The following is a 22,360-nucleotide window of genomic DNA, read 5'->3' as shown; positions in this document are numbered from 1 at the left end:
GCATGAAGTCTTCTCAACTGATCCTGGGCGTGTTGACGGCCGCTGTGCTGCTGGCGCATGCGCCTGCAGAAGCCGGCAAGCAACGCAAGGCCAGGCCGCAGGGGTGGCATGTGGTGGCCTCGATGCACCTGAAGGTCTCGCAGGTGGCCACGCCCGATCTCGACCATTTCCCTGCCGTGCCCCAGGGGGGGCGCCATGCGCCGCTGGTGGGCAGCCGCGATGCGCTGCAGACCGTGCAGGGCATGAGCATCAGCCTGGGCAGCCAGCCCAAGGACAGCACGCAGGTGCAGACGCCCATGGCCCCGGTGACTGTGGCCGCCCTGAGCGCGCCCACCCCGCTCACGCCTGACCTGCAGCTGGCTGCGCGCGGGCGCACCGGCATGGCGGCGCCTTCCACCCTGAGCACCCAGGCTGCCCAGGCCAGCATGGCCGCACGTGCCAGTGCCGGCGCCGAAGGCCGCTTCGACCTGGTCGTCAACCAGGCGCCTGCCTCGCAGGTGTTCTTGCAGCTCGGTGGCAGTGGGCCTTACAACATCCTGGTGCCGCCCGACCTGGGCGGCTCGGTGTCCATCAGTTTGCGCAACACCACCGTGATGGAAGCGCTGGAAGCCCTGCGCGAGCTGTATGGCTACGACTTCAAGCTCACGGGCAACCGCGTGTTCGTCTACCCCAATGACGTGCAGACCCGCATGTTCAAGATCAGCTACCTGCCGGGGCGCCGTCAGGGCGTGAGCGACCTGCGTGTGCAGTCCAGCTCCATCGTGCAAGCCCCGGGCTCGGGCAGCAGTGCCAGCGGCTCATCGGGAGGGGGCGGCAACGCGTCAGGCGCGGGCAAGTCGGCCACAGCGCTCGAAATGTCGGCCGTCAGCATGACCTCCGACACCGACTTCTGGCGCGATGTGCGTGATTCCCTCAACAGCCTGGTCAACCTGGGCAAGGGCAGTGCGGTCACGATCAACCCGGGCGCGGGCGTGATCGTGGTGCGAGGCACTCCCGCCGAGTTGCGTCAGGTGGGCGAGTACCTCAAGGCTGTGCAGATCACCATCGAGCGCCAGGTGATGCTGGAAGCCAAGATCGTGGAAGTGCAGCTCAACAGTGCCGCGCAGACGGGCGTGAACTGGTCGGCCTTCCGGGGCGTGAACAGTGGCAGTGTCACGGCGGGCATCGTGGGCGTGGCCCCGGGGCAGACCGTGTCGCACAACGGTGCCTTGTCCAACAGCAGTGCCACCGTCAACCCGGCCTCTTCTGTCGTCACCGAAGCACTGGGCAAGGGCTTTTATGGCCTGGCCTTCCAGGGGGCCAACTTCGCGGCCTTGCTGTCCTTCCTGGAAAGCCAGGGCAAGACGCAGGTGCTGTCCAGCCCGCGCATTGCCGCGCTGAACAACCAGAAGGCCGTGCTCAAGGTGGGCACCGACGAGCTGTTCCTCACCAACGTGAAGAGCAACCTGGTCACCACCGCCACAGGCACCGTCAACTCACCGGAGCTGACCTTGCAGCCCTTCTTCAGTGGCATCTCGCTGGACGTGACACCGCAGATCGACGACCGCGGCGGTGTGATGCTGCACGTGCACCCGGCCATCAGTGTGGTGGCTGAGAAGCAGAAAACCTTCGACCTGGGCAGCAACGTGCTGCGCTTGCCGCTGGCCACCAGTTCCATCAACGAGACCGACTCGATCGTTCGGGTGCTCGACGGGCAGATCGTGGCCATCGGCGGGCTGATGCAGCAGTACGGTACGCAAAGCGACAGTGGCATCCCCGTGGTCAGCGATGTGCCGGTGCTGGGCAATGCCTTCAAGTACAAGGAAAAGACGGTGGGCAAGCGTGAGCTGGTCATCCTGATCAAGCCCACCATCATCTCGGCCGACGGCTCGGGCTGGAGCGATGCCCAGCCGGAAGCCAACCTGCTGCCGCGCTGACCCTTCCGGAGCCCGCCATGACCCGCCCTCAGAAATTTCGCCTGGGTGACCTGCTGGTGCAGGACGGGCTGATCACGCCCATCCAGCTCGACGAGGCCCTGCAGCAGCAGCGTGCCAGCGGCCGCAAGCTGGGCCAGGTGCTGGTCGACAAGCAGTGGATCACCGAAGCGCAGATCGCCAAGGCCATCGCCCGCCAGATCCATGCCCCGTTTGTGGACCTGAGCCGCTACCCGCTGCGCCCCGACGTGGCCCAGTTGCTGCCGGAGGCCCATGCACGGCGCCTGAAGGCCATCGTGCTGGACGACCCCAGCTCGGGCCTGGTGGTGGGCATGGCCGACCCGACCGACATTTACGCCTACGACGAACTGGGCCGCCTGCTGCGCCGAAGCATCGACATGGCCGTGGTGACCGAAGGCCACCTGACCGTGGCGCTCGACCGCGTGTACCGCAGCACCAAAGAAATCGAAGGCCTGGCCCGCGAGCTGACCTCCGAGCTGGCCGAGCTCGAAAGCGACCTGGGCGATCTGCTGGGCATCGAGAGCACCAGCAACGAAGACGCGCCCGTGGTGCGCCTGCTGTATTCGGTGTTCGAGCAGGCCCTGCGCAGCCGAGCCTCCGACATCCACATCGAGCCGCAGGAAAAGGCCCTGCGCATCCGCTACCGCATCGACGGGGTGCTGCATGTGCAGACCGAAGCCGACGGCAAGATCGCAGGGGCCGTGGCCCTGCGCCTGAAGCTGATGAGCGGCCTGGACATTTCTGAAAAGCGCCTGCCGCAAGACGGCCGCTTTGCCGTGCGCCTCAAAGACGGCACGGTCGACGTGCGGATCTCGACGCTGCCCTCGCAGCATGGCGAGTCGGTGGTGATGCGTCTGCTCAGCCAGAGTGCGGGCATGCTCGACATGGACAAGCTGCACATGCCCCAGGGCATGCGGGGTGCCCTGGAGCGTGCCATTGCCAAGCCCAGCGGCCTGATCCTGGTGACGGGCCCCACCGGCAGCGGCAAGACCACCACCCTGTACGCCGCGCTCAATGCCCTGAACACCACCGAGCGCAAGATCCTCACGGCCGAAGACCCGATCGAATACCGGCTGCCCGGCCTGAACCAGGTGCAGGTGCAGGAAAAGATCGACATGAGCTTCGAGCGCATCCTGCGCGCTGCGCTGCGTCAAGACCCGGACGTGATCCTGGTGGGCGAAATGCGCGACAAGGTCACGGCCGAGATCGGCCTGCGTGCCGCCATGACGGGCCACCTGGTGCTGTCGACCCTTCACACCAACGATGCGGCCTCCACCCCGGCCCGCCTGGTCGACATGGGCGTGCCGGCCTGGATGGTGGCGCTGTCGCTGCAGCTGGTCGTGGCCCAGCGCCTGGTGCGCACGATCTGCCCGAGCTGCAAGACCTCGTACACCCCCACCGACCAGGAAATGGCCTGGCTGCGCAGCGTGGTCACCGAAGAAGAAGCGGTCAAACCGCTGTGGCATGGCAAGGGTTGTGCCGACTGCAACCACACGGGTTACCGCGGCCGCACCGGCGTGTACGAGTACCTGGAGATGACCCTGCCGCTGATCGAGGCGCTGGGCCGTTGCGAGCCCTCGGAGTTCTCCAAGATCGCACGCCAAGCCATTGGCCGCAACACCTTGCGCCATGACGCGGCCCAGCTGGCCCTGCAAGGGCGCAGCACCGTGGCCGAGGCCATCGGCATCAGCGCCCAGGTGGACGCATGAGCCGCTTTCGCTACACCGCACGGGGCCCCGTGGGCCGGGTGGACGGCCAGCTGGATGCCCCCACACAGCGCGATGTGGCCGACATCCTGCTGGCCAAGGGCCTCACGCCCCTGACCATTCAGGCCGAAGGTGGTGCGGGCGGCGGCGCAGCCGCTGTGGCGCCCAGCACGGGCGGACAAAGCACCAGCACGCAAGGCGGTGTGCAGGCACCTCAGTTCAAGATCGAGTTTGGCACCCCCCAGATCAAGCCTCAGGACGTGATGCTGTTCAGTCGCCAGATCTACACCCTGCTCAAGGCTGGCGTGCCCATCCTGCGGGCTCTGGCGGGCCTGCAGGAAACAGCCAACAACCCGCGCATGAAGCAGATGCTGTACGAGGTGCGACGCAGCCTGGAATCCGGCGTGGACCTGTCGGCCTCGCTGGCGCAGCACCCCAAGGTGTTCGACAACTTCTACATCGCCATGGTGCGCGTGGGCGAGGCCTCGGGCCAGATCGAAGCCGTGTTCTGGAAGCTCTACCAGCATCTGGAGTTCGAGCAGTTCATGCGCCAGCAGATCAAGTCGGCCATTCGCTACCCTTCGTTCGTCATCGCAGCCATGGTGGCGGCCATTGCCGTCATCAACATCCTGGTGATCCCGGCCTTTGCCGGCGTGTTCAAGAGCCTGGGCTCCGAGCTGCCGCTGCCCACGCGCATCCTGATCGGCACGTCCAACTTCACGCTTGAATACGGCTGGTGGATGCTGGGCGTGATCGTGCTGGCCTTCATGGGCTTTCGGCAATGGATCCAGACGCCCGACGGCAAGGCCATCTGGCATCGCACGCTGCTTCGCATGCCGCTGGTGGGCACCATCGTGACGCAGGCCACGCTGTCGCGCTTTGCGCGGGCCTTTGCGCTGTCGCTCAAGAGCGGGGTGCCCATGGAAAGGGCGCTGACCAGCGTGGCCCTGACGGCCGACAACGTTTACATCAGCTCACGCATCGAGCAAATGCGTGAATCTGTCACGCGGGGCGAAACGCTCACGCGCGCTGCGGTGGCCACGGGCGTGTTCACTCCCATGGTGCTGCAGATGCTGGCCATTGGCGAAGAAACCGGCATGCTCGATGAGCTGCTCGACGAGATCGGCGAGCTGTACGGCAACGAAGTGGAGTATTCGCTCAAGTCCCTGTCTCAACAGATCGAGCCCGTCCTGGTGATCTTCCTGGGTGCGCTCGTGCTGCTGCTGGCTCTGGGGGTGTTCATGCCCATGTGGGACATGGGCAAAGTCACCCTCAAGAACTGACCAAACGTGCCGAAACACACGAACGACCGCGTCATTCGAGGCATAGGCACCTCACGCAACCCTCACCATCACCCACACCTGGAGTTCAACATGCGCAAGCTTCAAGCCGGTTTCACGATGATCGAACTGATCGTGGTCATCGTCATCCTGGGCATCCTCGCCGCCACGGCCCTGCCCAAGTTCATCGATCTGCGGTCTGACGCGCAGGTGGCCGCCATCGAAGGCATGGCCGGCACGCTGGGCAGCGCCATGTCGGTCAATTACGCGGGCTGCGCGGCCAAGAACAACCAGGTCACAGACAACGCCTGCATCAAGGTCGACAGTTGCGAAGACGCGGCCAATCTGGTGCAAGGTGGTGTGGACAGCGCCAAGTACACGCTCTCGACCACAGCGCTGACCCCCATCGGCACCACCGCCACCTGCACCATCACGGCCGTGGGCGTCACCCCCGCCTTGACCCGCAACTACACGGGCATCGGCGCAGGCAACTGAGCCACTGCCGGGTGATGCGAGAGGCGCCAGCCCCGTGGGTGGTCTGGCGCCTTTCCCTTGGGTGTGCGCCTGTGCATGTGAAAGAGTCGTTTCTTTTTTCCACTTTTTCGGCTTTAGGTCACGGCGCTGCGCTGGCAAGGTCTGGACTTCAGGCTGCGGTCATCGTTTCATGCAGTCATCTGCTCGGAGAGTTGCAGTCATGACCTTCAAACACCTTCTGTCTCGCACCGGTGCCACTGCCTGGCACGCCCTGATCTTGTCGCTGATGCTGGTCGCGCCCGCCTGGGCCCAGCTGTCATTCATCGGTTCCAGCCAGGCCGGCTTCAAGCCGCAGACCTTCACCGATGCCAACCTGAAAACCATCAATTTCAGCAGCACCACCCTGAGCAATGCCTCGGGCGTGGGCAGCAGCACTTCGTTGGGCTCCAGCGGGGGCGCCTTCACGGCCACCGCCAACACCAGCTTGCCCACCGGCTTTGCCGACAACTACGCGCAGGTCACCAGCGGCACGGGTTCGGCCAATGGCTCCAAGCTGGTGGTGTCGTTCACGGGCGGCACGCGCTATGTCAGCTTCCTGTGGAACCTGCAAACGGGCGACAGCGACAACACGGTCAAGTTCAACCTGAGCAACGGCAGCTCGGTCACCATCAGCAATTGCTCCAGCAACACCAGTGGTTGCGTGGGGGGCTACGACAACATGGGGCTCTTCGAGTCCATTTTCTCGTTGATCTTTGGCTCCAGCGGCAGCGACGTGAACCAGACCGCGCGCATGATCTACGTGCCGCCTTCGGGGGTCAGCGTCAACAGTGTCGAGTTCCAGGCCACGCGCTTCACCAGTTGCGCACTGATCCTGTTCTGTTCGTACTCCAGCCGCACCTTCAAGCTGGACGAGCTCAGCTATGTCGACAACTCGGCTTCGGTGGTGGCCTTGCACCACCTTGAGCTGCTGTCGGACACCTCCTCGGGCGGCACCTGTGCGGCCAGCAATTTCCGCGTGCGGGCCTGCGCCAATGCGGCCTGCACGGCCCCCTACACCGCTGGCGTCACCGGCACCCTGAACTTCAATTCGGGTGGCGGCAGCAACAGCTTCAGCATCCCCAGCGGACAGTCGGTGTCGGGCACCATCGCCAAGACCTTCAGCCTGGGGCTGTTCAGCACCACCGCCACGTACACGGTCTCGACCAGCAGCGTCACGCCGGCGCCCTCCAGCGCAGCCACCTGCGGCTTCGGCACGGCCCCGGGCGGCAGTTGCAACTTCAAGGTCGACAAGGTGACACTGCTGGTGTCCTTGCCCAACCAGCCTGCGGGCGACGGCAGCGGCACTCACACCGGTGCCCAGCCCCTGAAGGTCAATGCCTGTGTGTCCACCCTGCTGTCGGTCACGCTGCCACTGAGTGTCACGGCCACCTACAGCTCAGCCAACGGCACGCGGCCTGTGATCAACGGCACGGCGCTGACCAGTGGCGTGGCCTCCACGCTGAACCTGGTCACTTCGACCATCTCGGGCGGCAAGAGCGTGAATGCCTCGTTCAACTACAACGATGTGGGGCCTGTGCAGCTCGACATTGCCGTGCTGGGCACCAGCCTGACCAACACCCTGGGCCTGGCCAACCTGACGGCTCGCACACGTGCCATCGTGTACCCGGGGGGCTTGCAGGTGGCATCGTCCCAGAACGTGTTCAAGGCGGGCGAGACCATTCCCGTGAAGGTGCAGGCCCTGACCCAGTCCGGGCAGGTGGCGGGCAGCTTCGGCTCGGAAAGTGGCTTGTCCTTGCCGACGCTGGCCACGGCGATTTTGCCGGCCGGCTCTTCGGTTCAGCCTGATGCCCTGCCGGCGCTGACATGGAACAGCAGCACGAGGGAGCTGGCCTCCAGCACCAGCTGGGACGACGTCGGCACCCTGGACTTCACGGCCTCGCTGGCCGACTACCTGGGCGCGGCCAGCAACCTGGTGTCGCAGGCCAAGCGCCTGCGGGTGATCCCGGCGCAGTTCGGGGTCAGCGGCGTCAAGGCCTGCGGTGCCTTCACCTACCTGGGCCAGCCGTTCCCGGTGCAGGTCACGGCGCAAAACACCAATGGCGACACCACGGCCAACTACACCGGGGCGTACGCCACGCACGACGTGCAGGTCAGCTACAACGGCAGCGCGCTGACCATCCCGCGCAGCGATTTCAGCAGCAGCGCCACGAGCACCGCCAGCAGTGCACGGGCTTTCACGGTGCCGCTGCCTGCGGCAGGCACCCTGCAGTCACCCTTCGATTCGGTCTCGGTGGCGGTGCAAGGCCTGGACACGGCGGGCGTGGGCGCTGTGATCGCGTCCACCACCCAGACGCTCAGTGGCCTGAACCTGCGACAAGGGCGCATCCGCCTGTCCAACGCCTATGGTTCAGAGAAGTCCACGCTGTCCATGCCTGTGCAACTGCAGTACTGGACGGGCAAGAGCTGGGCCCCGGCGGCAGACGACACCTGCACCACCACCTCGCTCCTGCCCATGAACGGCTTCCTGACCTCCAACAACCGCAGCCACAAGGGTGGCGTGCAGGTGCTCACCACTGGCGGCAATGCGCTCACACTCGCGTCGGGCAACGGTGCCTTGAAACTGACCGCGCCAGGGGCCAAGAACACCGGCACGGTGGACGTCACCCTCAGCCTGGGCACCCTGGCCACCCCCATGACCTGGCTGCGCACCGTGTGCACCGCAGCCAATGGCACCAAGAGCTATTGCGACCCCAAGGCCACGGCCTCGTTCGGTGTGTATTCACCCGAGTCGACCAAGACCATGAGCATCCAGGATGTGGACTGATGCGCGCCCGCTGACTGTGCGCATGCCCCCTTCGACCAGGGGCTACACCATGGTCGAACTGGTGGTGGTGCTGGTGCTGGTGGGCATTCTGGCCGCCATGGCCGTGCCCAAGTTCGGCGCTGCACTGGCCGCGCGTGACGAAGGCTGGCGCGATGCGCTGATGGGCGGGCTGCGCTATGCCCAGAAGTCGGCCGTGTCGCACCGCCGGCTGGTGTGTGTGGACATCGGCGCCAGCAGCGTCACGCTCAACATCGCGTCGGCCAACCCGGCCAGCAGCTGCAACACGCCTTTGCAGGGCCCGGGCGGCAGCCATGTGTACGCCACGGCCAGCACCTCGCCCGGCACGGCCGTGTCCCCCGCGGGCACCTTGTATTTCCAGCCCGACGGGCGTGTCACCTCCGATGGGGCAGGCACCACCGCAGCCAACCGCGCCATCACGGCCGCCGGGGTGGCCACCATCAACATCGTGGGGGAAACCGGGTATGTCGAGTAAGGCCCGTGGCTTCACCTTGATCGAGATGGTCGTGGCCATCGTCGTGATTGGCGTGGGCCTGGCCGGGGTGATGGCCGCGTTCACAGCCACCACACGCAACAGCGCCGACCCGGCCGTTCGCAAGCAGTTGCTGGTGGTGGCGGACCAGTTCATGGAAGAGATCCAGCTCAAGCCCTTCCGAGAATCTGAGCCCAACACCGCGCCCAGCGGCTGTGCCCGCGACACCTACAACGAAGTGTCCGACTACAACGGCTATGCCACCACAGGCAAGGTTTGCGACATCGAAGGCAACACGATCAGCGAGCTGCCCGGCTATTCCGTGAGCATCTCGGTGCAATCGGGCACGCTGGGTGGTGTGGCCGGCTCTCTGCGCATCCAGGTCACGGCCTCCCGCGGGGCCGAGAGCCTGCAGCTGGTGGGCTGGCGCACCGACTACGCCGGGGGCACACCATGAGGCGCGCTCGCGGCTTCACCATGGTCGAGATGGTGGTGGTCATCGTGGTCACCGCCTTCCTGGCCGTGACGGTGGCCATCGTCGTCAAGCCCACGGTGGGCAGCTATGTGGGGGTGCGCACCCGCGCCGAGCTGATCGACCAGGCCGACCTGGCCTTGCGCCGCATGGTGCGTGATGTGCGCATGGGCGTGCCCAATTCGATCCGCATGCCCGGGGGGCAGCAGTGTTTCGAGGTGGTGCCGTTTCTCACCTCGGGTCGGTACCGGCGCGGGCCTGACACGGTCAATGATGACCCGCCGGGTTGCAGCACGCCGTCGAGCACCTGCTCGGCGCCGCTGGACACCACCACCGTCACCACCGTGTTCGATGTGCTCAACCCCCTGTCGCCCATGGCCGCGGTGGGTGACGAGGTGGTCATCAACAACCAGAGCGCCAACGACATTTACGAAGGCAGCAACCGATCGGCCATCACGGGCATCACCACGCCCGCGGCCACGCAGGGCATGTACCGGTTCACGGTGTCGCCCAAGCAGTTTCCGTACGGCTACGACGGTGGGCGCTTCCAGGTGGTGCCAGGCAACCAGAAGGCCGTGTTCTACGTGTGCAGTGGAGCCGACGGCACGGTCGACGCCAATGGCGACGGCAAGGGCAAGCTGTACCGGCTGAAGAACTACGGATTCAATGCCGCCTACCCCAGTGCCTGCCCCTCGGTGGTCGGGGCCGACGTGCTGGCCAGCAAGGTCAAGCGTTGCACCTTCACGTACGACCCCAACAAGGGTGCCACGCAGCAAAGCGGCTACCTGTCCATCCTGATCGAGGTGTCGCGGGGGGGCGAGACCACCCTGCTGAACGCCGGGGCCCACGTCTCGAACGTGCCATGAGGAACATGCACCCATGCCCATGAGAACCCGCCTGTCGATGCACGGCCTGGGCGCCGTGGCCGCCATGCTGGTGCTGGTGCTGCTTGCTGCACTGGCTGCGGCCGTGGTGCGGCTCGGCTGGACCCAGCAGGTCACCTTCGGCCAGGACATCAACGCTTCGCGCGCCGTGCAGGCCAGCAATGCGGGCGTGCAGTGGGGCTTCTATCAGGCCCGACGTGGCATCTGGAAGGATGGCGCTTGCAATGGCGCCAGCCAGACACTCGATCTGCGCACTGACCTGGGCTTTCGCGTCACGGTCAGTTGCAGCACAACGGCCGACCCGTACTACGAAGGTGAAGATGTACGCGCAGACGGTAGCCTCGGCCCGGCAACCGTGCGTCTGTACACGGTGGAATCGATCGCCTGCAATGGTTCAGGCACCACGTGCCCCGATGCCGCCTCGGTGGGGTCGCCGCATTACGTGGAGCGCCGCCGCCGCAGCCTGATCGCCCAGTGAACGGGCGTAGCCCCATCGGTGAGCGCCCCACCTGGGGCTCGACCTGATCAGTCCTTGGTGGCCACCAGCGCGGCGGCTTGCACATGGTGTCGCAGCATCTCGGCAAACCCTTCGGCCGGCATGGGCCTGCCCAGGTGATAGCCCTGCGCTTCGTCGCACTGGTGCGTCTTCAGGAAGGCCATCTGCTCGGCGGTTTCCACGCCCTCGGCCACGATGCCCACTTCCAGTCGGTGCGCCATGGCGATCAGGGCCGCGGCCAGGCGGCAGTCGCCAGCCGAGTGCGGGATGGCCTGCAGGAACGAGCGATCGAGCTTGAAGCGATCGACCGGCAACTCGCGCAGGTAGCCGAAGCTGGAGTAGCCCACGCCGAAATCGTCGATGGCCACCGACACGCCCAGCTGGCGAAGTTGCGTCAGCACATCGGCCGCCCGCAGTGACTCACGCACCACCACGGTTTCCGTGATCTCGACCTCCAGGGCCTTGGGGTCCAGTCCGCTGCGCTTGAGCGCGGCCGACACCTGGTCGGCAATGTCGGGCTGGTCCAGCTGCACGGCCGACAGGTTCACGGCCATGCGCAGCGGCCAGCCGGTGTCCATGCGCCACACCTGGGCCTGGCGACAGGCCTCGCGCAACACCCAGGCCCCGATGGGCACGATCAGGCCGGTCTCCTCGGCAAAGGGGATGAAGTCCAGTGGCGGCACCAGCTTGCCCTGGTGCTCCCAGCGCAACAGCGCCTCGGCGCCAATGATGCGGCCCGTGCGGCAATCGAACTGGGGCTGGTAGAACAGGCGCAACTCATTGCGCTCCAGGGCCTTGTACAGCTCGTTTTCCAGCTTCAGGGTGTCGGCCGTTGTGGCTTCCAGGTTGCTGTTGAACACCTGCACGCGGTTGCGGCCCAGGCTCTTGGCCTGGTACATGGCCAGGTCGGCGTGGCGCATCAGGGTGCCCGGGTCGGCGCCATGCACCGGGTAGAGCACCAGGCCCACGCTGGGCGTCACGCGCAGTTCGTGCGGTCCCACACGCATGGGCTCGTGGAACAGGTCCATCACTTTCTGGGCCACCACATTGGCGTCTTCCAGCTGGGCAATGCGCGGCAGAAGCACCACGAATTCGTCGCCGCCCAGGCGCGCCACGATGTCGGTGGTGCGCATGCCCTTGCGCAGGCGCTGGCCCACTTCGGCGATCAGCCCGTCACCCACCTGGTGTCCCAGCGTGTCGTTGATCTTCTTGAATCGGTCGATGTCCAGGAACATCAGGGCCAGGTGGCCGCCATCGCGCTCGCACTGCTGCACAGCGCCGCGCAGCTGCTCTTGCACCATGTTGCGGTTGGGCAGGCCGGTCAGGGCGTCGTGCAGGGCCTGGTGCTGCAGTTGGAGTTCGGCTTCGGTGCGCGAGGTCACGTCATGCGCCATGGCCAGGTAGCCGGTCATTTCCTGGGCTTCGTTCCTGAGCACCGTCACGGTCACTTCGGCCACGATCCGGCGGCCGTCGGCACGGATCAGGGTCCATTCCGAGGGCATGTCCGGGCTTTCTTCGGCCAGGTGGATCAGCACCTGCATGTCGCGCACCGGACGCGCCAGGCGCATGGCCAGCTTCTGGCTGCGCGCGCTCACCTGTTCGGGGTCGAAAAACCGCTGTGTGGTCGAGCGCCCCACCAGTTCGCCCGATCGGAAGCCCAGCAGCGCTTCACCGGCCGGGTTGATGGCCTGGATCACGCCGATGCGATTGAGCACCAGGATGGCGTAGGGCGCATGGTGGACGATCACCCGGCGCATCTCATCGACTTCGTCGAGTTGCCGCTGTGCGGCCCGGTAGGCCTCTTCGGCGGCTTCCTGGGCGCGCATGTCGCGCAGGGTCAGCAGCATGGCCGCCTGCGTGTGGCCGATCAGGGCATTGACCGACACTTCGGCCGCCACCAGTTCGCCACGCAGGTCGGTCAGGCTCACGCGCTTGGCGGGTGATTCTGGGCTCAGACCCCGGCGGGCCAGCAGGGCTTCGATCTGGCCGTGTGGGCTCTCGCCTGCGTAGGGAATCAGCTCACGCAGTGTCATGGCCACCGCCCCTTCGGGCAGTTGCAGCAGCTCGCGTGCCGCCCGGTTGGCGCTGGTGATCTGGCCTTGGGTGTCCACGGTCAGGATGGCATCTTGCGTGCTGTTCATCACCGACTGCAGTTGCCGTGCGCTTTCGGTGGCATCTTGTGCCAGCGACTCGGCCAGGGCGGCGGCCTCGGCCTGCTGGCGGCCCACGCTGCGCAAGGCCCACCACAGGCCCAGGCTGCTCATCAGGCCGGCCGCCAGCGTGGCCAGGGGCAGGGCTTGCCAGGGCGCTCGCACGGGAGGGCGCATCAGCGTGGTCGAGTAAGTGCGGCCCAGCGCCTTGAACCGCGCCGTGCGGCGATCGGCGAGGGCCACGCTCTCGGTGGGCACATCGGCCCCTTGGGAGTCGAACAGCACCGACGCGGCAGAGGGCCGGTCTGCCATGTCTGGCCCGATGTCTTCCAGCCGCCAACGCAGTGTCTCACGCATGGCCTGGGGCATGACCCGGGCGCTCAGGCCATGTGCTTCTACCGCGCAGCCCACCTGGCCCAGAAAGGCTGCGCCACGTTGCTCGGGGGTGGCCAGCGGCAGGCGGGTGTCGAACACGGGGGCCCGCAGCACAAACCCGCGCGCCCGGGCGGTGCCAGACACCAGCTCCACCGGGGCTGAGGCCACCAGGCGGGCGCTGTCACGGGCGCGTTCCATCACTTCGCGACGCACCGGGTCATGGGCCTGGTCGAAGCCCAGGATGCGCGGGTTGCTGGCCAGCGGTTCGGCATACACCACGGCCATGTAGTGCGGGCGTGGGCCTGGCGGGTGCACCTTGAAGGTGGGGAAGCCTTGGGGGCTGCGGCTGCGGTCGTTGCGCACCGCCTGCTCCAGCGCCGGGCGTTCGGCCTCCGAGACCCAGCGTGCGTACTGCACAGCGGCCATGCCGGGGTAGTCGGCCGGGTTGATCGACTGGTACAGCCGCAAAAAGGCGTTGCGGTCGAGCTGAGGGTTGGCCTCCAAAGCGGCCTGGAAGGTGTGCAGCAGGTCGCCGTAGTGGTCGAGCGTCTGCTTCAGCAGTTGGGTGTGCGTGGCGGCATCTTGCGCGAAGCGCTGGTCGGCTTCGCGCGCCACCCGATCTGATGCCATGTGCCAGCCCCACAGGCTGGCCAGCAAGCCGCACGCCAGCGCAGCCCAGGAGGCCTGGAGCCAGCGGCGGGAGCGTCGAGCGATCTGGTCGGTGATCTGGTTCATGCCTCATGGGCCCGCCGACATGGCAGGACAAGCGGTCGCCTGTCCTGTATCGGCGCCCCAGGGTGAGACTTGAACCAGTGTGGTGCGTCAGCGGCCGCCGCGGGCCATGGCCATCAGGCGCGCGATGCGCTCTTCCGTGGCCGGGTGGGTGGCAAACAGGCCCTTGATGCCCTCGGCCGACAGCGGGTTCATGATCATCATCTGCGCGGTTTCGGGGTGGGCCTCGGCCGCTGCCATCGGGATGCCGCGGGCGTAGCGGTGGATCTTGTCGAGCGCGCTGGCCAGGGCGGCCGGGTCACCGCAGATCTCGGCGCCGCCGCGGTCGGCCTCGAACTCGCGCGCGCGGCTGATGGCCATCTGGATCAGGCTGGCGGCCAGCGGGGCCAGGATGGCAATGGCGATGCCGGCGATCGGGTTGGCCGGACGGCCTTCTTCATCGCGCCCTCCGAAGAACACGGCGAAGTTGGCCAGCATCGAGATGGCACCGGCCATGGTGGCGCTGATGGTGCTGATCAGGATGTCGCGGTGCTTGACGTGGGCCAGCTCGTGCGCCATCACGCCGCGCAGCTCGCGCTCGCTCAGCACGTTGATGATGCCGGTGGTGGCCGCCACGGCGGCGTTTTCCGGGTTGCGGCCGGTGGCGAACGCGTTGGGGGCGGCTTCGTCGATGATGTACACCTTGGGCATGGGCATCTGGGCGCGCTGCGCCAGCTCTTGCACCATGCGGTAGAAGTGCGGTGCCGACGAGGCATCGACCTCGCGGGCGTTGTACATCTTCAGCACCATCTTGTCGGAGAACCAGTAGCTGAAGAAATTCATGCCCAGGGCCACGACCAGGGCCAGCATCATGCCGGTGCGGCCACCGATCATGGCGCCAATGGCCATGAACAGGGCAGTGATGGCGGCCATCAGGACCGCGGTTTTCATCATGTTGAACATGTCAGGGCTCCTTCGGGAGGCCGGGCAAGCCGCCACATGGCGGCACCCTATTAGATGGGGAAGACGGGCCGGAGTTCAAGTTCGGTTCAGCTTGGGGCCCGGGCTTTACATCGCTTCACGCCAGGCGTGCGCCGGGTGTCACGCCGGGCAGCGCCTGCAGGGCTTCGCGCACCGGCTGGCGCTTGCCACCCGGGCGTTGCAGCACGGTCAGGGCCAGGGCCTGCTCGCCACAGGCCACCACCAGGTGCTCGCCGTCGGCCTGCAGCACCTCGCCGGGCTGGCCCGTGCCGGGCACCACCCGGGCGGCCCAGGCCTTCACGGTGTCGGCACCCACCTGAAAGCTGGCTCCGGGGAAAGGGTCGAAGGCGCGCACGCGGCGCTCGATCACAGCCGCCGGCAGGGCCCAGTCGATGGCCGCTTCGGCCTTTTCGATCTTGTGCGCGTAGGTGATGCCTTCGGCCGGTTGCGGCACCCGTTGCAGGCCCGGGCCGCCGTTGGCCTGGTCGTTCAGGGCTTGCAGGGCCTCGACGATCAGGCGGCCACCCAGCGCGGCCAGGCGGTCGTGCAGCACCGCGGTGGTGTCGGTGGGCTGGATGGCTTCCCGCGCTTCCAGCAGCATGTCGCCCGTGTCCAGGCCAATGTCCATCTGCATGATGGTGATGCCAGTGTCGGCGTCACCCGCTTCGATGGCGCGGTGGATGGGCGCAGCGCCTCGCCAGCGCGGCAGCAACGAGGCGTGGATGTTCAGGCAGCCCAGGCGCGGGGTGCTCAGCGTCCACTGCGGCAGGATCAGGCCGTAGGCGGCCACCACCATGCAGTCGGCGCCCACCGATTCGATCAGGGCCTTGGCCTCGGCCGCTTCCTGCGGGTGCTTGCCGTCGAGCTTGAGGCTGTGGGGCTGGGCCACCGGCATGCCGTGTTCCAGCGCGAACTGCTTGACGGGCGAGGCCTGCAGCTTCATGCCGCGACCGGCCGGGCGGTCGGGCTGGGTCAGCACCAGGGCGATGTCATGCCCGGCCGCGTGCAGGGCGGCCAGTGCCTCGCGGGCGAACTCCGGCGTACCGGCAAAGATCAGCTTCATGCGCGGGCGCCTCACTCGTCGCGGGCGCGCTTGACCAGCTTGGTCTTGATGCGGTTGCGCTTGAGCGTGGACAGGTACTCCACGAACACCTTGCCCATCAGGTGGTCGAGTTCGTGTTGCACGCACACCGACAGCAGGTCGTCGTCGGCATCAAATTCATAGGGCTGACCGTCCTTGCCCAGGGCGCGCACGCGCACGCGGGCATGGCGCTCCACCTTGTCGTAAATGGTGGGCACCGACAGGCAGCCTTCTTCCCAGGTCAGCATCTCGTCGCTGCGCCAGATGATCTCCGGGTTGATCAGCACGCGCGGCTCATTGCGCTCTTCGCTGGTGTCGATCACCACCACGCGCTCATGCACATCGATCTGGGTGGCGGCCAGGCCCACGCCCTTGGCCTCGTACATGGTCTCGAGCATGTCATCGACCAGCTGGCGGATGCGGTCATCGACCTCGGCCACGGGCTTGGCCACGGTGTGCAGGCGAGGGTCGGGGTAGGTCAGGATGGGCAGCAGGGCCATGGTGTCAACTCGTATCTCTTGTGGAAGCCGTGCAACGCTGCAGGTGCGGGCGGCACGAACAGGGCCCGTAACACCGGGCAACCGTCGTTGCCGCGACTTGCAATTTGCGGGCAGAATCAGGCGATCATTGACCAGATTGTGCCCAATCTCCGGGATTCATGTGGGAGCGCCGCTCGCGGCCGGAGTGCACGTTGGAGACTGTTTTGAAGACCTTGCACGCTTTGACCCTGGCCGCCTCGATCAGCCTGGGCCTGCTGGCCTCGGCGTCGGTCCAGGCGCAGGTGCCCAATTTCCCGATCTCGGCGCAGCAGAAGGCCACGGCGCAGCAGGTGTCCGAAGCCGGCGTGCCGCTGTCCGAACTGGCGCCCAATGCGCCCGACAGCCACACCGTCAAGCGTGGTGAAACCCTGTGGGGCATTTCCGGTTTGTTCCTCAAAAGCCCCTGGCGTTGGCCCGAACTGTGGGGCATGAACCTGCAGCAGATCCGCAACCCGCACCTGATCTTCCCGGGCCAGGTGCTGTACCTCGACAAGTCGAATGGCCGCGCACGCCTGCGCCTGGGCACGCCCATCAGCAGCGGCACCAGTGGCGGTGACGTCAAGCTCAGCCCCCGCGTGCGCGAAGGCAGCCTGACCGATGCGATTGCCACCGTGCCGGTGCACCTGCTGGAGCCTTTCTTCAACGAGGCCGTGATCTTCAACAACGGCGACGAGCTGGTGAAGGCCCCTCGTGTGATCGCCACCCAGGAAGGCCGTGTGCTGGCCTCGCGCGGTGAAAGCGTGTACGTGCGCGGCGACACAGAAGGCCGCAAGGAATTCCGCCTGTTCCGCGAACCCAAGCCCCTGCGTGACCCGGACACCCGCGAGGTGCTCGGCTATGAAGCGCAGTACGTGGGTGCGGGTGATCTGACCCGTGAAGGCGTGGAGGGCACGGGTGCCGATGGCAAACCGCTGATCGTGCCGGGCACCCTGCAGATCACCCGCGTGCGTCAGGAAGTGATGGTCAGTGACCGTTTGTCGCCTGTGCCTCCGCGCGAGTTTGAATCGGTGGTGCCGCGTGCCCCTGCCCAGATGGCGGGCGCCATCGTCAGCATCTATGGCGAGGCCCTCACGGCTGGCCAGAACCAGATCGTGGTGATCAACCGTGGCACGCGTGACGGCGTGGAGAAGGGCCATGTGCTGGCCCTGTGGCGCGCCGGTGCCGAGATCCGTGACATCACCGACCCCGACAAGCGCAGCGTGAAGTTGCCCGACGAGCGTCATGGCCTGCTGTACGTGTTCCGCCCCTTCGAGAAGATGTCGTACGCCTTGATCCTGTCGGTGCAGGAGCCCGTCAAGCCGGGTGACCGCTTCACTCAACCGTGATGTACAGCCCTGACATCCAGAACTGACCTTCCGCCCCGGCAGCGCTGCCCCGACCCTGCGTGAACGACGACGACCTGCGCGCCTGGCTGCAACTGGTGCTCACCCCCGGGGTGGGCCCTGCGGCCGCCCGCCGACTGCTGGCCGCCCTGGGCAGCCCCCAGGCCGTGCTGAGCGCGGCCCCCGACACCCTCAAGGCCCTGAGCACCCCGCGCGAGCGCAAGGGGCTGGCCACGGGCGTGCCCGAGTTGCCCACCTGGTGGACCAGGGCCCAGGCCTGGCTGCAAGGCGGGCCAAATCGCGGGGTGCTGAGCCTGGCCTGCCCGGCCTACCCCCGTTGCCTGCTGCAAGACGAGGTCGACCCGCCCCTGCTGCTGTGGTGGGAGGGTGACCTGGCCCTGCTGGGCGCCCCGGCCGTGGCCCTGGTGGGCAGCCGCCATGCCACGCCCCAGGGCCTCGCCGATGCCCGGGCCTTTGCCAAGGCCCTGAGCGAAGCTGGCCTGACCGTGGTGTCGGGCCTGGCCGACGGCATCGACGGCGCCGCCCACCGTGGCGCGCTGGAAGCCTCGAATGCCGATGGCTCCCCTGGTCCAGCCCCTGGCCGCACCGTGGCCGTGGTGGGCACCGGCCTGGACTCCGTGTACCCGCGCAAGCACGCCGCACTGGCCCAGGCCATTGCCGCCCAGGGTCTGATGGTGAGCGAATTCGCACCCGGCACGCCGCCCAAGGCCGACCATTTCCCGCGGCGCAACCGCCTGGTGGCCGGCCTGAGCCGTGGCACCCTGGTGGTGGAAGCCGCCGTGCAGTCGGGCTCGCTGATCACGGCGCGCCTGGCCTCTGAAATGGGCCGCGAGGTGATGGCCATTCCCGGCAGCATCCATGCGCCCCAGGCCCGCGGCTGCCACGCCCTGATCCGCCAGGGCGCCCGCCTGGTCGAAACCGTGGCCGACGTGCTGGAAGAACTGCAGTGGGGTGGGGCGCGCGTGCCGGACTCGGCCGCTGCGGCGCACGCCCTGGGCGCAGCACCCAGCGACACCTCGGACTCGCCCGACACCGACGACCCAGTCTTGCAGGCCATGGGCCATGGCCCCATCAGCCAGGAGGCCTTGTCGGCCCGCACGGGCCTGGGCCCGGCCGAACTGGGCGCCCGCCTGCTGGAGCTGGAGCTGATGGGCGAAGTGGCCCGCCTGCCCGGCCTGCTGTTCCAGCGCCAGGCCGTGGCCTGAGCCCTGAACCCTGCACCGAGCATGTCAGCCGCCCAGCGGCTAACATGCCCGCATGAATGTGAAGATGCTGGGCCAGGTGCCCTACGAACCCACCTTCCAGGCCATGCAGGCCTTCACCGAAGCCCGCACGCCCGACACGCCCGATGAACTGTGGGTGTGCGAGCACCCGCCCGTGTTCACCCAGGGGCTGGCCGGCAAGCCCGAGCATGTGCTGCTGAACCCGCCCGGCCCCGCGCAGATCCCGGTGGTGCAGACCAACCGCGGCGGGCAGGTCACCTACCACGGCCCGGGCCAGATCGTGGCCTACCCCCTGCTCGACCTGCGGCGCCTGGGCTACTTCGTCAAGGAGTATGTGTACCGGCTGGAAGAGGCCATCATCCGCACCCTGATGCACGTGAACGTGACAGGCCACCGCGTGGCGGGCGCCCCCGGCATTTACGTGCGCGTGGCCGACCCGTTTGCGCACGAAGCCCTGCGCGAGCCGGCCGACCCGCGTGACCCCTTCAAGGGCCTGGGCAAGGTGGCGGCCCTGGGCATCAAGGTCAGCAACCACTGCACCTACCATGGCCTGTCGCTGAACGTGGGCATGGACCTGAGCCCCTTCTTGCGCATCAACCCCTGCGGCTATGCCGGCCTGGCCACGGTGGACCTGGCCAGCCTGGGCGTGCACGTGGCCCCGGCCGAACTGGCCGAGGTGCTGAGCCACCACCTGCAACAGCGCCTGGCGCCCTGATTTCACCCCGTGAACCCGCCGGGCCTGCGGCGCGTGTGGGCATCCACCATCGCGCGCCCAAACCCGGTGCGTTAAAGTGCTGCCTGGGCGCAACCCGCCGCCCGACCGATCGAACCCTGCCATGAGCATTGAACCGACGACCCCTGCCGGCGCCTCCACCGAGGCCTCGGCAACCCCCGCTTACGACCCCAGCGCCAAGCAAAAGGCACAGGCCAAGACCGCACGCATCCCCATCAAGATCGTGCCGGCCGGCGAAGTGCTCAAGAAGCCCGACTGGATCCGCGTGAAAGCCGGATCGCCCAGCACCCGCTTCTACGAAATCAAGAACATCCTGCGCGAGCACAAGCTGCACACCGTGTGCGAAGAGGCCTCGTGCCCCAACATCGGTGAATGCTTCGGCCACGGCACGGCCACCTTCATGATCATGGGTGACAAGTGCACCCGCCGCTGCCCCTTCTGCGATGTGGGCCACGGCCGGCCCGACCCGCTGGATGTGAACGAGCCGGCCAACCTGGCCAAGACCATTGCGGCGCTGAAGCTGAAGTATGTGGTGATCACCAGCGTGGACCGTGATGATTTGCGCGACGGTGGTGCCGGCCACTTCGTGGAGTGCATCCGGCAGGTGCGCGAGCAATCGCCCGCCACGCGCATCGAGATCCTGGTGCCTGATTTCCGCGGGCGTGACGACCGTGCGCTGGAGATCCTGAAGGCCGCGCCGCCCGACGTGATGAACCACAACCTGGAAACCGCGCCCCGCCTGTACAAGGAAGCGCGCCCGGGCAGTGACTACCAGTTCAGCCTGAACCTGCTCAAGAAGTTCAAGGCCCTGCACCCCGACGTGCCCACCAAGAGCGGCATCATGGTGGGCCTGGGTGAGACCGACGAAGAGGTCTACCAGGTGATGCGCGACATGCGCGCGCACGACATCGACATGATCACCATTGGCCAGTACCTGGCCCCCTCCGGCCACCACCTGCCGGTGCGCCGCTACGTGCACCCCGACACCTTCAAGGCCTATGAAGAAGAGGCCAAGCGCCTGGGCTTCACGCATGCCGCCGTGGGTGCCATGGTGCGCAGCTCGTACCACGCCGACCAGCAGGCCATGCAGGCGGGCGTGCAGGTCTGAGGCCCTGTGCTGGCAGGCTCAGCGCGCGTCTTCATCCAGCGCCGAGCCGAACACCTCGCCCAGGTCCACCCGCGCGCCCAGCCGGGCGCACAGCAGGAAGGTGCCCATGAACTTGCGCTGCAGCAGCATGACGTCAGCCGGCGGGGGCTGACCGTAGCCTGACGCCAGGAACTGTTCCTGGCCCTGCTGGAACACCTCCTTGACCAGGGTCGAGGCGCCGAAGTCGTAGGGGCCTTGCGTGCGCAAGGGCTCGCCCACCGTCAACAGCAGGTTGACCACGGCGGTTTGCTGCGCCGGGGTGTCGCTCGCGTGCACCAGGCCCACGGCCAGCGCCGCCTCGTGGGTGCGCGCGCGGTGGGCCTGACGCAGTGCGCGGCCCAGCTCGCGCAGCTGCGCCACGCGGGCGTCGCTCACGGCCTGCGCGGCGCCGAAGTCCAGCAGGCCGATGCGGCCGGTGTCGGCGTCGTACAGGTAGTTCCCGAAATTCGGGTCTGTCTGCACCAGGCGCATGTCGAAGAACTCGCGCACCGCCAGGCGGCACAGCGCCGTGGCCACGCGGTCGCGCTGGCTTTGCGGCACGCCCGGCTGCATCAGCGTGGCCAGGGCCTGCCCCGGTGCGAAGTCCATGGCCAGGATGTGGGCCGTGCTGTGCGCCGTGTTCACGCGGGGCACGAACAGCTCGGGCATGTCGCCCAGCCTGTCGCGGTAGTCGGTGGCGGCGCGGGCCTCGGCGGCGTAATCGGTCTCGGCCTGCAGCTGCGCACGCAGCGGGGCCAGCAGGGTGTCGAGCGCCACGCCGGGCGGGGTCAGGCCCGGCATGCGCAGCAACAGGCCCAGGTTGTCCACGTCGCTGTCGATGCTGGCGCGCACGCCGGGGTACTGGATTTTCAGGGCCAGCACCTCGCCCTCGTGGGTTTCGGCTCGGTGCACCTGGCCGATGGACGCGGCCGCGATGGGCGCAAAGCTGAAGTGCCGGAAGCGCTGGTGCCAGCCCTGGCCGTATTCGCGCTCCAGCACGTCGGCCAGCTGGGTGGCGGGCATGGCATAGGCCTGGTCGCGCAGGCGGGCCAGCAGCTCGGCAAAGGGCGCAGGCAAGACGTCCTGGCCCTCCATCGACATCAGCTGCCCCAGCTTCATGACCGCGCCCCGCATCTGCGCCAGGCGCTCGGTCAGGCGTTGCGCGTTACCCGGTGTCAGGACACTGCCGGCCCACGAAGGGCGCTCGCCCCGTGCCAGCTGACCGGCGCCCGTGGCCACGGCCCCGGCCAGCAGCTCGCCCGCCAGCCGGCCCAGGTGCAGGCTGCGCGACCAGCGGCCCTGGGGCACGGCGGCGTGCCGCGCTGGCGCCGAAGCCGGGGGCTCAGTGCGGGGCAGGGTGGGTGGGGGCACGCAGGGCCTCGGCGGGCGTGTCGCCCGTGGGCACGGGAGCAGGCGTGGCACAGCCGCGGTCAGGGCCGACCATGCGCTGGCCGTCCCAGCGCTGGCCGCACCAGCAGCGCCCGTCGTTGTCGATGATGCAGGTGCCGCTGCCGCAGCAGCGAGGGTCGTCGGTCATG

Annotated in this window: 19 protein-coding genes; 13 read left to right on the top strand and 6 right to left on the bottom strand. The window is 67.4% G+C overall.

Translation table 11 applies throughout. The features are described from left to right. Positions 1-2: 2 nt before the first annotated feature. The 9 genes from mshL (at position 3) to EYS42_RS09495 (ending at position 10,542) form a co-directional block, all read left to right on the top strand. Positions 3-1,916 carry a pilus (MSHA type) biogenesis protein MshL gene (gene mshL / locus EYS42_RS09535; protein WP_165456704.1) on the top strand — a complete coding sequence of 638 codons (1,914 nt, stop codon included), beginning with the start codon at positions 3-5 and terminating at the stop codon, positions 1,914-1,916. 17 nt (positions 1,917-1,933) lie between these two features. Further along, complete coding sequence (locus tag EYS42_RS09530; RefSeq protein ID WP_130967915.1) at positions 1,934-3,643, top strand: GspE/PulE family protein; 1,710 nt, start codon at positions 1,934-1,936, stop codon at positions 3,641-3,643. Beyond that, positions 3,640-4,923: a type II secretion system F family protein gene (locus EYS42_RS09525; RefSeq protein WP_130967914.1), complete on the top strand. Its 1,284-nt coding sequence runs from the start codon at positions 3,640-3,642 to the stop codon at positions 4,921-4,923. Before EYS42_RS09530 ends, EYS42_RS09525 begins: the two co-directional genes overlap by 4 nt. A gap of 90 nt (positions 4,924-5,013) precedes the next feature. Beyond that, positions 5,014-5,415 (top strand): type II secretion system protein, encoded by a 402-nt coding sequence (locus tag EYS42_RS09520; RefSeq protein WP_130967913.1) that lies wholly within the window; start codon positions 5,014-5,016, stop codon positions 5,413-5,415. A 199-nt stretch (positions 5,416-5,614) separates the two neighbouring features. Further along, complete coding sequence (locus EYS42_RS09515) at positions 5,615-8,218, top strand: DUF8613 domain-containing protein (RefSeq protein ID WP_130967912.1); 2,604 nt, start codon at positions 5,615-5,617, stop codon at positions 8,216-8,218. A gap of 22 nt (positions 8,219-8,240) precedes the next feature. Next, positions 8,241-8,711: a prepilin-type N-terminal cleavage/methylation domain-containing protein gene (locus EYS42_RS09510; protein WP_245503580.1), complete on the top strand. Its 471-nt coding sequence runs from the start codon at positions 8,241-8,243 to the stop codon at positions 8,709-8,711. Beyond that, positions 8,701-9,165: a type IV pilus modification PilV family protein gene (locus EYS42_RS09505; RefSeq protein WP_130967911.1), complete on the top strand. Its 465-nt coding sequence runs from the start codon at positions 8,701-8,703 to the stop codon at positions 9,163-9,165. Before EYS42_RS09510 ends, EYS42_RS09505 begins: the two co-directional genes overlap by 11 nt. After that, positions 9,162-10,046, top strand: coding sequence for a prepilin-type N-terminal cleavage/methylation domain-containing protein (locus tag EYS42_RS09500; protein WP_130967910.1), 885 nt, complete (start codon positions 9,162-9,164; stop codon positions 10,044-10,046). Before EYS42_RS09505 ends, EYS42_RS09500 begins: the two co-directional genes overlap by 4 nt. Before the next feature lie 13 nt (positions 10,047-10,059). After that, positions 10,060-10,542, top strand: coding sequence for an MSHA biogenesis protein MshP (locus tag EYS42_RS09495; RefSeq protein WP_245503579.1), 483 nt, complete (start codon positions 10,060-10,062; stop codon positions 10,540-10,542). Between the two features lie 47 nt (positions 10,543-10,589). Here the strand turns inward: EYS42_RS09495 and EYS42_RS09490 are convergent, their stop codons facing one another. The 4 genes from EYS42_RS09490 to def all read right to left on the bottom strand — a co-directional run bounded on the left by EYS42_RS09490 (position 10,590) and on the right by def (position 16,358). Next, positions 10,590-13,820 carry a bifunctional diguanylate cyclase/phosphodiesterase gene (locus tag EYS42_RS09490; protein ID WP_130967909.1) on the bottom strand — a complete coding sequence of 1,077 codons (3,231 nt, stop codon included), beginning with the start codon at positions 13,818-13,820 and terminating at the stop codon, positions 10,590-10,592. 87 nt (positions 13,821-13,907) lie between these two features. Beyond that, positions 13,908-14,759, bottom strand: coding sequence for a zinc metalloprotease HtpX (gene htpX / locus EYS42_RS09485; protein ID WP_130967908.1), 852 nt, complete (start codon positions 14,757-14,759; stop codon positions 13,908-13,910). 115 nt (positions 14,760-14,874) lie between these two features. Beyond that, on the bottom strand, positions 14,875-15,840 hold the full coding sequence (fmt, locus tag EYS42_RS09480) for a methionyl-tRNA formyltransferase (protein WP_130967907.1): 966 nt from the start codon (positions 15,838-15,840) through the stop codon (positions 14,875-14,877). An 11-nt stretch (positions 15,841-15,851) separates the two neighbouring features. After that, the gene (gene def / locus EYS42_RS09475) at positions 15,852-16,358 is read right to left on the bottom strand and encodes a peptide deformylase (protein ID WP_130967906.1); all 507 of its coding nucleotides are present in this window, start codon (positions 16,356-16,358) and stop codon (positions 15,852-15,854) included. 158 nt (positions 16,359-16,516) lie between these two features. On the opposite strand from def, the gene EYS42_RS09470 reads away from it, so the two are divergent. The 4 genes from EYS42_RS09470 to lipA all read left to right on the top strand — a co-directional run bounded on the left by EYS42_RS09470 (position 16,517) and on the right by lipA (position 20,804). Then, positions 16,517-17,722, top strand: coding sequence for a LysM peptidoglycan-binding domain-containing protein (locus EYS42_RS09470; protein WP_130967905.1), 1,206 nt, complete (start codon positions 16,517-16,519; stop codon positions 17,720-17,722). 59 nt (positions 17,723-17,781) lie between these two features. Continuing rightward, positions 17,782-18,945, top strand: coding sequence for a DNA-processing protein DprA (gene dprA, locus EYS42_RS09465; RefSeq protein ID WP_130967904.1), 1,164 nt, complete (start codon positions 17,782-17,784; stop codon positions 18,943-18,945). A 52-nt stretch (positions 18,946-18,997) separates the two neighbouring features. Beyond that, positions 18,998-19,678, top strand: a complete 681-nt coding sequence (gene lipB / locus EYS42_RS09460; RefSeq protein ID WP_130967903.1) for a lipoyl(octanoyl) transferase LipB — start codon at positions 18,998-19,000, stop codon at positions 19,676-19,678. A gap of 121 nt (positions 19,679-19,799) precedes the next feature. Further along, positions 19,800-20,804, top strand: a complete 1,005-nt coding sequence (gene lipA, locus EYS42_RS09455; RefSeq protein ID WP_130967902.1) for a lipoyl synthase — start codon at positions 19,800-19,802, stop codon at positions 20,802-20,804. Between the two features lie 18 nt (positions 20,805-20,822). Here the strand turns inward: lipA and EYS42_RS09450 are convergent, their stop codons facing one another. Beyond that, on the bottom strand, positions 20,823-22,193 hold the full coding sequence (locus EYS42_RS09450) for an ABC1 kinase family protein (protein ID WP_245503578.1): 1,371 nt from the start codon (positions 22,191-22,193) through the stop codon (positions 20,823-20,825). Next, positions 22,165-22,359: a hypothetical protein gene (locus EYS42_RS09445; RefSeq protein ID WP_130967901.1), complete on the bottom strand. Its 195-nt coding sequence runs from the start codon at positions 22,357-22,359 to the stop codon at positions 22,165-22,167. The genes EYS42_RS09450 and EYS42_RS09445 overlap by 29 nt, the downstream gene beginning before the upstream one ends. Position 22,360: the final 1 nt, after the last annotated feature.

This window comes from Aquabacterium lacunae (genome assembly GCF_004310865.1).
GTDB lineage: Bacteria > Pseudomonadota > Gammaproteobacteria > Burkholderiales > Burkholderiaceae_C > Aquabacterium > Aquabacterium lacunae.
The sequence above is the reverse complement of the archived record's forward strand: the minus strand, read 5'-3'. Positions and strand labels throughout refer to the sequence as shown.